General features: G+C 73.4%; 11 protein-coding genes. 5 read left to right on the plus strand and 6 right to left on the minus strand.

Annotated elements, in window-relative coordinates:
• Window positions 1-106 precede the first annotated feature (106 nt).
• The 4 genes from ACFVZH_RS07475 to ACFVZH_RS07490 all read left to right on the plus strand — a co-directional run bounded on the left by ACFVZH_RS07475 (window position 107) and on the right by ACFVZH_RS07490 (window position 8,967).
• Window positions 107-4,465 (plus strand): molybdopterin-dependent oxidoreductase, encoded by a 4,359-nt coding sequence (locus tag ACFVZH_RS07475; RefSeq protein WP_384894209.1) that lies wholly within the window; start codon window positions 107-109, stop codon window positions 4,463-4,465.
• Between the two features lie 240 nt (window positions 4,466-4,705).
• Window positions 4,706-5,545, plus strand: coding sequence for an FAD binding domain-containing protein (locus tag ACFVZH_RS07480; protein WP_384894211.1), 840 nt, complete (start codon window positions 4,706-4,708; stop codon window positions 5,543-5,545).
• Window positions 5,542-8,322 carry a molybdopterin-dependent oxidoreductase gene (locus ACFVZH_RS07485; protein ID WP_384894213.1) on the plus strand — a complete coding sequence of 927 codons (2,781 nt, stop codon included), beginning with the start codon at window positions 5,542-5,544 and terminating at the stop codon, window positions 8,320-8,322. Before ACFVZH_RS07480 ends, ACFVZH_RS07485 begins: the two co-directional genes overlap by 4 nt.
• Window positions 8,323-8,496: 174 nt before the next feature.
• The gene (locus tag ACFVZH_RS07490) at window positions 8,497-8,967 is read left to right on the plus strand and encodes a hypothetical protein (protein WP_384894215.1); all 471 of its coding nucleotides are present in this window, start codon (window positions 8,497-8,499) and stop codon (window positions 8,965-8,967) included.
• Between the two features lie 101 nt (window positions 8,968-9,068).
• Here ACFVZH_RS07490 and ACFVZH_RS07495 read toward each other — a convergent pair whose 3' ends face one another.
• Complete coding sequence (locus ACFVZH_RS07495) at window positions 9,069-10,622, minus strand: MFS transporter (protein ID WP_384894217.1); 1,554 nt, start codon at window positions 10,620-10,622, stop codon at window positions 9,069-9,071.
• Between the two features lie 159 nt (window positions 10,623-10,781).
• Between ACFVZH_RS07495 and ACFVZH_RS07500 the strand changes: the two genes are divergently transcribed.
• Window positions 10,782-11,507: a TetR/AcrR family transcriptional regulator C-terminal domain-containing protein gene (locus ACFVZH_RS07500; protein WP_384894219.1), complete on the plus strand. Its 726-nt coding sequence runs from the start codon at window positions 10,782-10,784 to the stop codon at window positions 11,505-11,507.
• On the opposite strand, the gene ACFVZH_RS07505 is transcribed toward ACFVZH_RS07500, so the two are convergent.
• The 5 genes from ACFVZH_RS07505 to ACFVZH_RS07525 all read right to left on the minus strand — a co-directional run bounded on the left by ACFVZH_RS07505 (window position 11,456) and on the right by ACFVZH_RS07525 (window position 15,885).
• On the minus strand, window positions 11,456-12,952 hold the full coding sequence (locus tag ACFVZH_RS07505) for an MFS transporter (protein WP_384894221.1): 1,497 nt from the start codon (window positions 12,950-12,952) through the stop codon (window positions 11,456-11,458). The genes ACFVZH_RS07500 and ACFVZH_RS07505 overlap by 52 nt on opposite strands.
• Window positions 12,953-13,120: 168 nt before the next feature.
• The gene (locus tag ACFVZH_RS07510) at window positions 13,121-13,480 is read right to left on the minus strand and encodes an ArsR/SmtB family transcription factor (RefSeq protein ID WP_384894223.1); all 360 of its coding nucleotides are present in this window, start codon (window positions 13,478-13,480) and stop codon (window positions 13,121-13,123) included.
• A gap of 29 nt (window positions 13,481-13,509) precedes the next feature.
• Entirely contained in the window at window positions 13,510-13,692 is a 183-nt protein-coding gene (locus ACFVZH_RS07515; protein ID WP_384894225.1) for a cold-shock protein, read from the minus strand.
• A gap of 238 nt (window positions 13,693-13,930) precedes the next feature.
• A complete protein-coding gene (locus ACFVZH_RS07520; RefSeq protein ID WP_384894227.1) occupies window positions 13,931-14,524 on the minus strand; it encodes a TetR family transcriptional regulator in 594 nt (197 codons plus the stop codon).
• Between the two features lie 269 nt (window positions 14,525-14,793).
• Window positions 14,794-15,885 carry a LysR family transcriptional regulator gene (locus tag ACFVZH_RS07525; RefSeq protein ID WP_384894229.1) on the minus strand — a complete coding sequence of 364 codons (1,092 nt, stop codon included), beginning with the start codon at window positions 15,883-15,885 and terminating at the stop codon, window positions 14,794-14,796.
• Window positions 15,886-15,970: the final 85 nt, after the last annotated feature.

A 15,970-nucleotide genomic window follows, 5' to 3' on the forward strand; every position in this document is an offset into this window, starting at 1 on the left:
CCGGAAACCCGCGGTTCGTACGGTCGTGGCCGTGGGAGACCTCCCACGGTCCGGCGTACCGGCGCAGGTCGGGACGGCGGATGGTTCCTGAGGGGGAGGAGTCCCGGTGGCGTCGTCGGACTCGCGGACCGAGGCTGTCCGGACGGTCTGCTCGTACTGCGGAGTCGGCTGCGGGATCGTCCTCGACGTGGCGCGCGACCCGGAGACGGGGCTGCGGCGGGCGGTGAGGTCCTCCGGTGACAAGGCGCACCCGACGAACTCCGGGCGGCTGTGCACGAAGGGCTCGACCAGCGCGGACATGATGGCGGCCGGCGGGCGGGCGCGGACCGCGCTCGTCCGGGCCGAGCGCGGCGGAGAGCTCGACGAGACGGACGTCGACGCCGCCGTGACGGCGGTGGCGGGCCGGCTGCGCGCGATCATGGACGAGCACGGGCCGGACGCGCTGTCGTTCTACGTCTCGGGGCAGATGTCGCTGGAGGCGCAGTACCTGGCGAACAAGCTGGCCAAGGGTTTCGTACGGACCCGGTACATCGAGTCGAACTCCCGGCTGTGCATGGCCTCGGCGGGCTCCGGTTACAAGCTGTCGCTGGGCGCGGACGGCCCGCCCGGCTCGTACCAGGACTTCGACCGGGCCGACGTGTTCTTCGTCATCGGCGCGAACATGGCGGACTGCCACCCGATCCTCTTCCTGCGCATGATGGACCGGGTCAAGGCGGGGGCGAAGCTGATCGTCGTCGATCCGCGCCGCAACGCCACGGCCGACAAGGCCGGCCTCTTCCTGCAGATACGGCCCGGCACCGACCTGGCCCTCCTCAACGGGCTGCTGCACCTGCTGGTCGCCGACGGCCACACCGACGAGGCGTTCATCGCCGAGTTCACGGAGGGCTGGGAGGGGATGCCCGGCTTCCTCGCCGACTATCCGCCCGCCCGGGTCGCCGAGATCACCGGGCTCGCCGAGGCCGACATCCGGCAGGCGGCGCGGTGGATCGGGGAGGCCGGCGACTGGACGAGCTGCTGGACCATGGGGCTCAACCAGTCCACCCACGGCACCTGGAACACCAACGCGCTGGTCAATCTGCACCTCGCCACCGGTGCGCTGTGCCGGCCGGGATCGGGGCCCTTCTCGCTGACGGGCCAGCCCAACGCCATGGGCGGGCGCGAGATGGGGTACATGGGGCCGGGGCTGCCCGGGCAGCGGTCGGTCCTCGTCGACGCCGACCGCGCCTTCGTCGAGGAGCTGTGGAACGTCCCCGAGGGGTCCGTCCGCACGGAGTTCGGCGGCGGCACGGTGGACATGTTCGAGCGGATGGCCGCCGGGGACATCAAGGCGTGCTGGATCATCTGCACCAACCCGGTGGCCTCGGTCGCGAACCGCAAGACGGTGATCGCCGCCCTGGAGGCCGCCGAACTGGTCGTCACCCAGGACGTGTTCGCGGAGACCGAGACCAACGCGTACGCGGACGTGGTGCTGCCGGCCACGCTGTGGGCCGAGTCCGACGGCGTCATGATCAACTCCGAACGGAACCTCACCCTCGTCCAGGGAGTCGTCGACCCGCCCGGACAGGCCCTGCCCGACTGGCGGTTCATCGCGCGCGTCGCGTGCGAGATGGGCTTCGCCGACGCCTTCACGTACACGAGCGCGGAGGAGGTCTTCGAGGAGCTCAAGCGGGCCTGGAACCCCCAGACCGGCTGGGACCTGCGCGGTGTGACGTACGAGCGGCTGCGCACCACGCCCGTCCAGTGGCCGGCCCCGACGAGCGACGGACCCGACCGCAACCCGATCCGTTACGTGAACGACGGCGTCAGCCAGTCGCTGCGGGAACGCGAGGACGGCAGCCGGCCCCGGCTGGCCTTCCCGACGCCGAGCGGGCGGGCCCGGTTCTTCGCCCGGCCCCACCTTCCGGCGGCCGAACTGCCCGACGACGACTACCCGTTCGTCCTCAACACCGGGCGCCTCCAGCACCAGTGGCACACCATGACGAAGACCGGGAAGGTGGCCAAGCTCGCGAAGCTCGACCCGGGCCCCTTCGTCGAGGTCCACCCGGAGGACGCGGCGGCGCTCGGCGTCACCGACGGCGACCACCTGGAGATATCCTCGCGCCGCGGCCGCGCCGTGCTCCCCGTCGTGGTGACCGACCGGGTCAGGCCGGGCGACTGCTTCGCGCCGTTCCACTGGAACGACCTGTTCGGCGAGTACCTCAGCATCAACGCCGTCACCAACGACGCCGTCGACCCGGTCTCCTTCCAGCCGGAGTTCAAGGCGTGTGCGGTCGCCCTCTGCCGGACGGCGGCCCCGGTGCCCCCGGCCCGCCGGGGCGACGACCCGGCGGTCCCGAAGACGCCCGCCTCCCCCTCCCCCTCCCCCGCTCCGGCCCCCGCCGACGGGGCGGGCGCGGCGAGCACGGCCGGGGCCCTGCTCGCCTCGCTGCTCGGCGTCGCCGACCTCGCCGCGCCGCCGTCGTTCACCGCGTCCGAGCGCCAGTACCTCGCGGGATACGTCTCCGGCCTGTCCGGTCTGCCGGGCCTGGCCACGGCGACCGCCGCGCCGCCCGGGGACCGGGTCCCGGTCCCGGTGCTGCCGTCCGGCGCCCCGCTCGACCCGGCCCGCGCGCTCTGGGTCGACGGGCTCCTCGCCGGCATGTTCTCCCGCACCGGCTCGTCCTCGCCGTTCACGCCGCCGGGCACGGGCGCCTCCCCGTCCACGGCCTCCCCGGCCGGCGCACCCGCCGGGGAGGGCGCCGTGCCCGCGCGCCGGCTGCTGATCCTCTGGGCGTCCCAGACGGGGAACGCCGAGGACTTCGCCGCCACCGTCGCCGGCTCCCTGTCCGGAGCGGGGCGCGTGCCGGAACTCCTGTCCATGACGGACGCCGACCTCGCCCAACTCGGCCCGCAGACGGATCTGCTGGTGGTCACCAGCACGTTCGGCGACGGCGACGCCCCCGACAACGGCGCCGCCTTCTGGCAGGCGCTCAGCGCACCGGACGCCCCGCCGCTGACGGGACTCCGCTTCTCCGTACTGGCCTTCGGCGACTCCAGTTACGACGACTTCTGCGGGCACGGCCGGCGCGTGGACGAGCGCCTCGCGGAACTCGGCGCGACCCGTCTGCACCCGCGTACCGACTGCGAGCCCGACCACGAGGAGAGCACCGGCGCGTGGCTGACGGGGGTCCTGGCCTCCCTGAGCGCGGCGGCGCCGCCCGGCCCCGCGGCCGCGTCGGCTCCGGCGACCTCGCCGGTACCGGTCGCGGGTCCCGGCCCCGCTCCGGCTTCGGCCCATGCCCGGACGTCGGCCCACGGCCAGGCTTCGGCCCCTGGCGCGGTCACCACCGCCGCCGGCCGCGGCATGTACTCCAAGGCGTCGCCGTTCGCGACGCTGCTCGTCGGGAACCGGCTGCTGAGCCTGCCGGGTTCGGGGAAGGAGGTGCGGCGGTTCTCGTTCGACACCCGGGGCGGCGAGCTCGCGTACGAGGCGGGCGACGCGCTCGGCGTGTGGCCGGTGAACGGTGCCGGGCTCGTCGGCGAATGGCTCGCGCTCACCGGACTCGATCCGGACGAGCCGGTCGCCGTCGGCGACATCGGCCCCGTGCCGCTCGCCGAGGCCCTGCGCACCCGCCTGGACATCAGCCGCATCACCCCGGACCTCCTCAGGTTCGTCGCCGACCGCACCGGCAGCCACGAGCTGAAGCGGCTTCTGCGCCCCGGCAACAAGGACGAGCTCGCCAAATGGAGCTGGGGGCTCCAGGCCGCCGACCTGATCGGCGCCTTCCCCGTCCGGGCGTCCGCGGGGGACTGGACCGGGGCGCTCAAGCGGCTGCAGCCGCGCCTGTACTCGATCTCCTCCAGCCCGCTCGCCCGCCCGGGCGAGGTCAGCCTCACCGTCTCCGTCGTCCGCTACACCAACGACCGCGGACGCGACCGCGGGGGCGTCTGCTCCACCTACCTCGCCGACGGCGCCGACGACGGCCCCGTCCAGGTCTTCGTGCAGCGCTCCCCCGCCTTCCGCCCGCCCGCCGACCCGGCGGCCCCCATGATCATGGTCGGTCCCGGAACCGGTGTGGCACCCTTCGTCGGCTTCCTCCAGGAGCGCAGGGCCCGCGGACACACGGGCCCGAACTGGCTCTTCTTCGGCGAACAGCGCGAGGCCACGGACTTCTACTACCGGCAGGAGCTCGAGGACCACCTGGCCGCCGGCCACCTCGACCGTCTCGACGCCGCCTTCTCCCGCGACCAGCGCAAGAAGGTCTACGTCCAGGACCGCATGCGCGAACACGGCGCCGTGCTCTGGTCCTGGCTCCGCGACGGCGCCCACTTCTACGTCTGCGGCGACGCCACCCGCATGGCGAAGGACGTCGACCAGACACTCCGCGACGTCGTCGCACGGCACGGCGGCATGAGCCCGGAGGACGCGACGGCCTACGTGAAACAGCTGTCCGCCGACAGGCGCTACGTCCGCGACGTGTACTGACGGCGCGACCGCCCGTGCGGCGCTCCGTGCGCCCGCGGGCGGTCCTCCTCTCGCCTCCGCACGGCGGACGCGGGTCGCGGCACCGTGGACGCCCGGCCGAGGGGCCGGAATTCCTCCTGGTCGATCCTCCAGTGCCCACCCCGGCGAGGTGGGGGTTTTCCGGCTTCCGGACCAGTCGTGCCGGTCGCCCCCTCCCGGCTTCACTGGCCTGAAAGCACGGGTCGGAAGGCATGGGGTGGCATGGATCTGAACACGGTCACGGACGTACGGGACGCGCGGCTGCGCGAGCCGTGGCGACCAGGGGACGCCTGGCTCGGCGGAGGGACCTACCTGTTCTCCGAGCCCCAGCCGCACCTGCGCCGACTGCGCGACCTGAGCCGGATGGGCTGGGAGCCGCTCACCCGCCGGCCGGACGGGTCGCTGGAGATCGCCGCGACCTGCACGATCGCCCAGCTCTCCCGTCATGCGCGGACCTTGGACGAGGCCGCGGCGCCGCTGTTCGAGCAGTGCTGCCGCGCGTTCCTCGCCTCGTTCAAGATCTGGAACATGGCGACCGTCGGCGGGAACCTGTGCAACGGGCTGCCGGCCGGCCCCATGATCTCGCTCACCGCCGCACTCGACGGCAGCTGCCTCCTCCAGGCGCAGGACGGCTCGCTGCGCCGGGTCGACGTCGTCGACTTCATCACCGGCGCCGGACGCAAGGACCTCGCGGAGGGCGAACTGCTCCGCTCGGTCACCCTGCCCGGCCGCGCCCTGCGGCGCCGTACGGCCTTCCGGCAGGCTTCGCTGTACGGACTCGGGCGCTCGGGCGCGCTGGTGACCGGGACGCTCGACCCGCTGGACGGTTCGACGGCGGTGACGATCACCGCGGCGACCGTACGCCCGTACCGCTTCTGGTTCCCGCTGCCGCCGGAACGCGATCAGCTCCGGCGGGCGATCGTGTCGGCCGTCGCCGACGACGGCTGGTTCGACGACATCCACGGACTGCCGGCCTGGCGCCGCCACATGGGGCTGCGCCTCGCCGAGGAGGTCCGCCGCGAACTCGCCACGTCCCACGGCTCCGAGGAAGGCGCCCGATGAGCTTCGAACTCCATGTCAACGGACGGCCCTTCGACACCACGCCGCGCGCCGGCCAGTGTCTGCGCACCTACCTCCGGGAGCGGGGGTGGTTCGGGGTGAAGAAGGGCTGTGACGCGGGAGACTGCGGCGCCTGCACCGTGCACGTCGACGGTGAGCCCGTGCACAGCTGCCTCTATCCGGCCGTACGGGCCGAGGGGCGCGCCGTCACCACGGTGGAGGGGCTGGCCTCGCCGGACGGCGAACTCCACCCCGTGCAGCAGAGGTTCCTCGACGCGCAGGGCTACCAGTGCGGCTTCTGCACCGCCGGTTTCCTGATGACGACGGCCGCGCTGGAGGCCGAGCGGGGCTCCGCGCACGACGACGGCAGGCTGGACGACCTTCCGCGTGCCTTCAAGGGCAACATCTGCCGCTGCACGGGCTACCGGGCGATCGAGGACGCCGTGCGGGGGGTGAAGCACACCGAACGTCCCTGCGCGGGACGGGCGGTGGGCCGCAACGTGAGCGCGCCGGCCGGGCCGCAGGTCGTGACCGGCACCGCCCGCTACACCTTCGACGTCGACGTCCCGGGCCTGCTGCACATGAAGCTGCTGCGGTCGCCGCACCCGCACGCCCGGATCGTCGCGATCGACACCGCGGCCGCGCTGAGGGTCCCGGGGGTGCACGCCGTCCTCACCCACGAGGACGCCCCCGCGACGCTGTACTCCACCGCCCGCCACGAGCATCCGACGGAGGACCCCGACGACACCCGCGTCCTGGACAGCGTCGTCCGGTACGTCGGGCAGCGGGTCGCGGCCGTCGTCGCCGACAGCGAGCGGGCGGCCGAGGAGGGGTGCCGCCGGATCGAGGTGACGTACGAGGAACTGCCGTACGTCGTCGACCCCGAGGAGGCGATGCGCCCGGGCGCGCCCGTCCTGCACGCCGGCAAGGGCCCTCGGGAGCGGATCGCCCGCGTCGAGAACAACGTGGCCGGTGAGGTGCACGGCGAGATCGGCGACGTCGAGCAGGGGTTCTCGGAGGCCGACGTCGTGTACGAGGAGACCTTCCGCACGCAGCGCGTGCAGCACGCCAGCCTCGAAACCCACGGCTGTGTCGCCTACTTCGAGCCGAAGGAGGACGGTACGGGCGAGCGGCTCACCGTACGCTCGTCCACCCAGACGCCGTTCCTGACCCGGCGGGCGCTGTGCGCCCTCCACGGTCTGCCCGAGGACGAGGTCCGGGTGGTGGCGGGCCGGGTCGGCGGCGGTTTCGGCGGCAAGCAGGAGATGCTGACCGAGGACGTCGTCACCCTCGCCGCCCTGAAGCTGCGGCGGCCCGTGAAACTGGAGTACACCCGCGCGGAGCAGTTCCACGGCGCCACGACCCGGCACCCGTTCACCATCGGGATCAAGGTGGGGGCGCGCGCGGACGGCACGCTCACCGCCGTCCGGATGCGGGTCGTGTCCGACACGGGCGCGTACGGCAACCACGGCCCGGCGGTGATGTTCCACAGCGTCGGGGAGTCGTTCGCCGTCTACCGCGCCCCGCACAAGAAGGTCGACGCCTACTCGGTCTACACGAACGTCGTGCCGGCGGGCGCCTTCCGGGGCTACGGGCTGGGGCAGGTCACCTTCGCCGTCGAGTCCGTGATGGACGAGCTGGCCCGTCTCCTCGGCATGGACCCGCTGGCCTTCCGGGAGCGGAACATCATCGGGCCGGGCGAGGCCATGCACAGCCCCATCGGCGAGGAGGAGGACCTCCACATCGCCTCCTACGGCCTCGACCAGTGCCTGTCCGTCGTACGGAAGGCGATCGCGGAGGACGCCGACGACGACGTGCCCGAGGGGTGGCTGGTCGGCCAGGGCGCCGGGATGGCGATGATCGCCACCGGACCGCCCGGCGGTCACCACGCCGACGCCCGCGTCTCCCTCCTCCCGGACGGGACGTACGACATCGCCGTCGGCACTGCCGAGTTCGGCAACGGCACCACCACCGTCCACCAGCAGATCACGGCCGGGGCGCTGCACACCACGCAGGACCGCCTGACGGTCCGGCAGTCCGACACCGACGTCGTCCGCCACGACACCGGCGCCTTCGGCTCGGCCGGAACCGTGGTCGCCGGCAAGGCGGTCCTGCTGGCGGCGACCTCCCTCGCGGAGCGGCTGCGCACCCTGGCGGCGCGCCACACGGGCGTGCCCCGCCACGCGTGCGTGCTCGGCGCCGAGGCCGTCGACTGCGGCGGGCGGCTCGTGACGCTGAAGGAGCTGTACGAGGCGGGGCACGCCCTCGGCGCGGCGGAGGAGCTCGCGGCGGACGGGCACTGGGGCGGCTCGCCGCGCTCGGTGGCCTTCAACGCCCAGTGGTTCAAGCTCGCCGTCGACCCGGGCACCGGGGAGATCCGCATCCTGCGCAGCGTCCACGCGGCCGACGCGGGCAAGGTGATGAACCCGATGCAGTGCCGGGGCCAGGTCGAGGGCGGGGTCGCCCAGGCCCTCGGCGCCACCCTCTTCGAGGACGTCCGCGTCGACGACCGCGGCGAGGTGACCACCGCCGCCCTCCGCCGCTACCGCCTTCCCCAGTACGCCGACGTCCCCCGCACCGAGGTGCACTTCACCGAGACGACCGACGCGATCGGCCCCCTGGGCGCCAAGTCCATGAGCGAGAGCCCCTTCAACCCCGTCGCCCCCGCCTTCGTCAACGCCCTCCGCGACGCCACCGGCATCCGCTTCACCCGGCTCCCCGTCACGCGCGACCGTGTCTGGCTCGCCCTCGACGCACACGCCCGGAAGTCCGGCGCGTGAACGACCCGCCGTGCCGCTCGGATCCGTGCCCGTGTCGGGGCCGGACGTCGGTGGCCGTATCCGGTCCGTGTGTCCGTGCCCCGCGTCCGCGCCACACGTCCGTTCGGGGGTTGAAGGCGCCGTCGGGTGTGTCGCGGGGTGCGGGGCCGGGGGGTGTCGCATAACTGTGAGCCCATGGCCAACGACTACCGGGATGCTCTGCCGTCCGCCCCGCACGACCGTCCGCACCCGCACAGCCGTCCCGCTCGTCCACCTGTGCTCCCCACCCTGCAGCCGACGGAGCGGTCAGGCCGCCAGGTGCCCCGGCCCGCGAGTGCGCGGCTGGTGGACCCGTATCTGCGGATCATCCTGAGCGCACTGGGTCCGCGGAAGGCGACGGCGTTCCTGACGGCGGCGCTCAAGGCGCATCAGGAGGAGCGCGCACGCGAAGGAACGATTCAGCTCGGGTTCTGCGCCTACCTCTCCGACCGGCTCGGCGAGTCGTGGGGGCGGACGCTGGCCGAGATCTCCGCGTGGGAGGCGATGCAGGCCGTCCGGCGGCTCGTCCGCGCCGACCCCGAGGCGGACCTCGGGCGACAGCTCGCCCACGGCCTCGCGCTCGCCCTCGCCGTGGCGTCCGGCCCGGCGCCGACGACGGCTCGCTGACGGAACCACGCCACCACGTCGTCACCGCGTCACCACGACCGCGCGTATCCACACGGAAGAGCCGGTGCCCCTGAGGGCACCGGCTCTTCCGTGCGAGGAGGTCAGGCGACGGACTCCGTCTTCTCCCCCGTCTGCGACTCCGACTCCGACCGCGACTCCGGCTCCGGCTCCGGCCCGTCGGTGGCGGGGGCGGGCTCGGTCGGCTTGGTGTCCCGCATGACGAGGGTGGCGAGGACGGCGGCCGCGAGGACGCCGATGGCGCTGATGGTGAAGGTGGTGGACATCGAGGAGGTGAAGGCGTCGCGGGCGGCGTCGACCAGGCGGGCGTCGCCCTGGGCGGCGGCGAGGGCGCCGCCGATGGACTGCTTGGCCTGCTCGGGGGCGTCGGCCGGCATCTCACGGGAGTAGGTGCTGGTGAGGAGCGAGCCGAGGATGGCGATGCCGAGCGCGGTGCCGGCCTGCTGGATGGTGTCGTTCAGGGCGGAGCCGACGCCCGCCTTCTCCTCGGGGATGGTGCTCATCAGCGCGCCGACGGCGGCCGGCATGGCGAGGCCGGCGCCGAGGCCCAGGAGGCCGAGGGCGACGGCCGGGACGGTGAAGCCGGAGTCGGCGTCGACCGTGGTGAGGAGGGCGAAGGAGGAGGCCATGACGAGCATGCCGACGAGGATCAGGATCCGGTTGCCGGTCTTCGCGGCGAGACCGGCGCCGGCGCCGTTGCCGATCAGCGCGGCGACGGCGAGCGGGACGAAGGCGAGGCCCGCCTTGACCGGCGAGTAGCCGAGGACGAACTGCAGGTACTGGGTGAGGACGAGGAGCAGGCCGCCGTTGCCGATCTGCACGAGGGTCAGCGAGAGCGAACCGCCGCTGAAGTTGCGGTGCTTGAAGAGGACCAGCGGGACCATCGGCTCGGGGGTGACGTTCTCCCAGACCACGAATCCGCCGAGGGTCACGACCGCGACGGCCAGGGTGACGAGCGAGCGGCCCTCGAAGGCGCCGTGCTGCGGGATCTCGATGATCCACCAGATCAGGGCGGTCATGCCGACGGCGGAGAGGATCGCGCCGAGCGGGTCGGGCTTCTGCCACGGACCCTTCGACTCGGGCATGAGGGTGAGAGCGGCGAGGACGGCGAGGACGACGATCGGGACGTTGATGAAGAAGATCGAGTGCCAGGAGAAGTGGTCGATCAGGACACCGCCGAGGACCGGGCTGCCGACCAGGCCGAGCATCGACACGGAACCCCAGGCCGCCATCGCCTTGGGACGCTCGTCCTCCTCGAAGACGGTGATGAGGATGGAGAGCGTCGAGGGCATGATCAGCGCGCCGCCGACACCCATCGTGACCCGGGCGGCGATGACCTCGCCGGGGCTGGTGCAGACCGTCGCGGCCAGGGACGCGGCACCGAAGAGCAGCAGGCCGATGATCATGATCTTCCGCCGGCCGAAGCGGTCGCCGAGGCTTCCCGAGGTGAGCAGGAGCCCCGCGAAGACCAGGATGTAGGAGTCCAGGATCCACTGGATGTCCTGGGCGCTCGCGCCGATGTCCTCGGTCATGGAGGGGACCGCGACGGTCAGCGCCATGCTGTCGACCACCAGGACCAGCGTGCTGAGGCACAGCACGACCAGGATCCACCAGCGGCGTGGGTTGCGGGTTTCCATCGGGAGTTCCCCCTCGGTTTCCGTTCGACTTCCTTCGATGCGAACACTGTACGCAGCTGCGCACAGTGTTCGCAACCCTGGAGAGCTGTACGCTGAATGCGCACGATGTACGCAGCGAAGGTCGTACGCACGGAACGCCGTACGCGGCGAAGGAGGACCATGGCCACCAAGGCGAAGCCCGTCCCGTCCGTATGGGCACGGGAGCAGTCCGCCCCCGACCAGCCCGCGCTCAGCCGGACCGCGATCGTCCGCGAGGCGATCGTCATGCTCGACGCCGACGGCATCGAGGCCCTCAGCATGCGCAAGCTCGGCGCCCGGCTGAACGCCGGCGCGACCTCCCTCTACCGCCATGTCGCGACCAAGGACGAGCTGATGGAGCTCGCGGTGGACGAGGTCGCCGCCGAGATCGCGGTCCCGGCACCCGGCGGGCCCTGGCGCGAGGCCGCGACCGAGGCCGCCGCCTCCTTCCGCGCGACGGCCCTGCGTCACCCCTGGCTCTCGTCCGTCCTCGGCCAGGCCGGACTCGCCTACCTCGGCCCCAACCTCATGGCGTACTCCGAGCGCCTGGCCGCCCTCTTCACGGCCGTCGGCTTCCCCGAGCCGAGCCGCGCGATCGACACCCTGCTGTCGTACGTCATCGGCATGAGCACCACCGAGGCCGCCTGGCTCACCACCGTCGCCCGCTCCGGGGACACCGAGGCCGGCTTCATCGCCCGCCTCATGCCCGCCGCCCAGCAGGCGGCGGCCGACCACGACCACCTCGCCGAGGCGTACGCCGACGCCGCCACCCACGCCACGGTCGACCCCGTCGCCATCCGGGACGAGAAGTTCGCCTACGGCCTGGACGTGGTCCTGGACGGCCTGGAGATGCGCCTCCCGCGCTGACCCGACGCCCGCGGGCCGGACGCCGCGAGCCGGGCGGGACCTTCCGGACACCCCCTGGGCCAGTGCCGGTGCAGTGCGTCGATGTGGAAGTCGTGCGCGTGCGGGCCGCCCGCTCCCGCCAGGTGCGGGTGGCCGACCGGGAGTTCGGGGTGGGTGTGCGGCAGCTCGACCGGGTCCGGGCGGGGCCACAGGCGTGCCGCGCCCACCGCCCCGAGCAGCGCGACGGCGGCGAGTACGGCCGCCGACGCGGCGGGGCCGGACCGCACGGCGAGCCAGCCGGCGAGCGGGTAGGTGACGAGCCAGCAGGCGTGCGACAGCGAGAAGCGGGCCGCGAAGGCGGCGGGCAGGTCACCGCCGGCGGCCGAACGGCGCACCACCCGGCCGCCGGGCGTGAGCACCGCCGAACCGGCCGCGCCGACGACAAGCCAGAGCCCGAGCAGCGCCGGCCAGGACCACCCACCCGGCGCGGCGGCGAGGCCCACGGCGAGCAGCCCGAGCGCCCCGGGCAGCACGAACGCGGCCCGCACCATCACCGCACGGTCGTCGGCCCGCCCCAGGACCCGCGGCAGCAGCAGGGCCACCGCCATCGAACCCGCCCCGTACGCGCCGAGGGCGAGCGGTACGTCGCCGGCGGAGCGGCCCAGGGTGTCCCGTACGAGCAGCACGGTGTCGACGAGCACCACCGCCCCGGCCGCCGCGACGGCCAGGTCGAGGGCGAGCAGGGCCCGCAGGCGCGGGGTGGCGAGCAGGAGCCGGGTCCCGAAGGCGACCTTGGCGTACGCACGCCGGGCCCGGCCGTCGGCCTCGGGGGGCGAGGCGGGCGCGGCGGGTGCGGGGGCGGCCGGGAGCGCGTCGGGCGCCGCCGGTCTCGCGGCCGGTGGCGGGAGGGTCGTCGAGCGGACGAGGAGCCCGGAGGCGAGGAAGCCGACGGCGGTGCCGGTGAAGAGCCAGGCGTACGGGACGACGGTGAGCAGCGCGGCGGCGAGCACCGGGCTGGCCAGGCTCTCCAGGTCGTAGGCGAGCCGGGAGAGGGAGAGGGCCTCGGTGTACGACCGCTCGTCCGGCAGGACCTGGGGCACGGTCGCCTGGAAGGCCGGGGTGAAGGCGGCGGAGGCGGCCTGGAGCAGCAGGATCAGGACGTAGACCTGCCACACCCGGGTGACGAAGGGCAGGGAGAGGGCGACGGTGGCCCGCGCCAGGTCCATCGAGACGAGCAGGGTCCGCCGGGGCACGCGGTCGGCGAATGCGGCGACGACCGGGGCGATCCCCACGTACGCGGCCATCTTGATCGCGAGGGCGGTGCCGAGGACGGCGGCGGCGTTCGCGCCGGCGAGGTCGTAGGCGAGGAGGCTCAGCGCCACGGTGGCGAGGCCGGTGCCGACCAGGGCGACGACCTGGGCGCCGAACAGGCGGCGGAAGGTGTGATCACGCAGCACGGACAGCATGGGCGCCCCCGGTCGGCCACGGCGGACGACGAACGACTGACGTCTCCACCGTAGCTGACATGTGCGCATGTGCGCACATGTTTACGCGGGACACGGGGCACGGACCACGGGAAGTCCGCCTCGCGCCGGCGTCGGCGGCCGCTCACCGCTACGGCCGCACTCCGACCCTCAGGAGTGCCAGGGCTCGCCGCTCACCTCGTGGTCGGCCCGGCTGATCGCCTCGACCACCAGACGTCTCAGATGCCCGTCCGGCATCGCGTACACGACCCGGCGTCCGTCCTTGCGCGACTGGACGAGCCCGCCGAGCCGCAGCTTCGCCAGATGCTGGCTCACCGCCGGCCGCGCCGCGCCGCACGCCTCCGTCAGGGCGGTCACATCGGCCTCGCCATGGGTGAGCAGCCACACCAGATGGAGCCGGGTCGGGTCCGAGAGCAGCGCGAACACCCCGGCCGCCGCCGAGAGTTCGCGCGGGCCCGGCGTCCGCTCATGGGGACGGGAGGCGGCCTCGGGATCCACTCGCTCAGACATGGGGCCATCGTAGGCAGCCCCCGGCGGCGTCAGATGCGCAGCTCCTTCGCCTCGAAACGGCCCTCGCCGAGGACCAGGACGAAGGTGACCTGCTGCCCCTCCGAGAGGGTCGTGTCACCGCCCTCGATGTCCTCGGCACTGAAGTACACCTGGTCCTCGGAGCCCACCGGGACGACGAAGCCGTACCCGCCGAGACGGTTGAAGGAATGCACGAACCCTTTGCTTCTGCCCTCCACGGCGGCCTCCCTGTCGTCACCGGTGATGCGCCTCACAGGACATGTACCCCGTACGCCCGCGCTTCGCCATCCGGATCCGGCACCCCCGGGTGGACAACAGACCTCCACCTTCTCGTACAATCTTCAACAGAGGCCCGGTGCCGGAGATCCCCCGTCTCCGGCACCGGGCCTCGCCGACTTCACGCGGAGCCCCCGCCCCACAGGCGTGCGCGGCTCAGACACCGCCCGGGTACGCGATCCTCGCCGTGATCCGGGCGATGCGCCGCGCCGACTCCTCGGGCGAGGCCACCGGCTGCACGATGTGGCTGACCGTGAGCCGCACGATCGCCTCGACGGCGAGTCCGCGCGACTCCTCGTCCACGTCGGGCCACGCCTCGATCGCGTACGCGTCGAGCATCGCCATCGCCGTGCCGAAGACCGGCTCGGGGCGGGTGGTCAGATAGGCGAGCAGGTCGTCCTCGCCGCCGCGCGCCGCGACCAGCACGCTCTTGACGAGGGGGTTGTCCACGGCCTGCTGGAGCGTGTAGCCCACCCCGGCGGAGGCAGCGGCCTCCAGGTCGCCCCGGTGCGCGTCGAGTTCACGCTGGATGCCGACCAGGAAGCCCTCCAGCTCGCGCTGGACCAGCGCGTTGCCGATGGCCTCCTTCGACCCGAACTCGTTGTAGAGGGTCTGGCGGCTGATTCCGGCGGCACGCGCGATGGAGGTCATACGCAGTCCGCCCCAGCCGTCGGCGGCGACGAGGCGGTGGGCGGCGTCGAGCACCTGCTCCCGCAGCAGGGACCGAACACTTTCGCGGAAACGTGTCATCGTGCCCCCACCTTATCCACCGGGAACCCCTGCCGAACCGCGGCCGGAACAGCGCCGACGCGGCACCGGGCAGGGAGGTGCCGCGGCGCGCCGTCGCTCCCGCAAGGACCCGGTCGGGGGTGGGGCCGGGGGAAGTCGACGGTGCGCCGCGACACCGGTCAGGGGGTGGTGGACGCGACACCGGTCAGGGTGGCGGTCGCGACACCGGCCGGGGGTGATGCGCCGCGACACCGGTCAGGGGCGGGGCGCGCGGCCTCCGGCGGAGGGGGTCAGGAGGCGATGCTCGGATCCGGGTCGAGAACGGCGGGGTCGCCGCCGAGCACGGAACCCTCGGCGCCGAGCGCACCCCCGCCGAGGACTTCGCCCTCCGCGCCGAGCACGCCGGGCTCACCGCCCAGGACGCCGGCCGCGGTCACACGACGCCGGTCGCCGGGGTGGACGGCGCAGGCGAGTGCGGTGGCCTGGCGGAGGGTCTCCGTCAGGTTCTGCCGGTCGAGGGCGGGGCGGGTGTCGTGGCGGCCGAGGAGGAGGGAGGCGTTCCAGCGCATCCGGGGCACGCCGGGGAGGAGGCGCAGCCCGTCGGCCTCCTGGGGGGAGGCGGCGAGGGCCGTGGGGAGCATGGCGCAGCCCAGGCCGGCCTGGGTGGCGGCACGCACGCCGGCCATGGAGCCGAGTTCGTGGATCTCGGGCGCGGTGTCGCTGCGCAGTCGGAGGAACTCGGGCAGCCAGCGCTGGGAGGGACAGTCGGGGTCGGCGATGACGACCTGGCGGCCGTGGCCGCCGCGCCGGTGGCCGATGCTCATGACGGGCACGAACTCGACTTCCTGGAGCCGTACTTCGGTGAGGTCGTCGGAGCGTTCGGGGTGCGACTGGTCGGCTAACAGGGTCGTCGGGTCCTCCGCGTCCACGACGGTGAGGACGAGGGCGCCGTCGATGGCGCCGGACCGGAAGGCGTCGTGGACCTCGGAGGTTCCCATGACCCGCAGGGCGAGCTGGACGCCGGAGAGCAGCCGCCGCCCGATGTGGGTGACCCGGGCGAGCTGCTGCCCGTAGGCCAGGGCGGGGACGATGCCGACGGTGAGGCGCGGCGGATTGGCCGCCGGCCTGCGCAGGGCCGTCTCCATCTCGCCGACGAGGGTGAGGATCTGGCGTGCGTAGTCACGCAGGACGGTGCCGGAGTGCGTGAGCCGCACGCCGTTGGGAAGCCGCTCGAAGACGGGCTCGCCCACCTGCCTCTCCAGGGCACGCATCTGTGCCGTGACGCTGGACTGCGAGTACCCGAGGCGTCGCGCCGCCTGGGTGAAGGACCCGGTGAGGGTCACCTCGCGGAAGGTCCGAAGGGTTCTTGCGTCGATGTCCACGTGAATTCCCCCCTGCCGCGCAGGCGGCAGTTCCTCGCACCAGGTGGTTGGTCGGCCACCCGCTTCGATCGCCCCAGTCGGTCTG

Origin of the sequence: Streptomyces sp. NPDC059534 (assembly GCF_042743475.1) — a bacterium.
Taxonomy (GTDB): domain Bacteria; phylum Actinomycetota; class Actinomycetes; order Streptomycetales; family Streptomycetaceae; genus Streptomyces.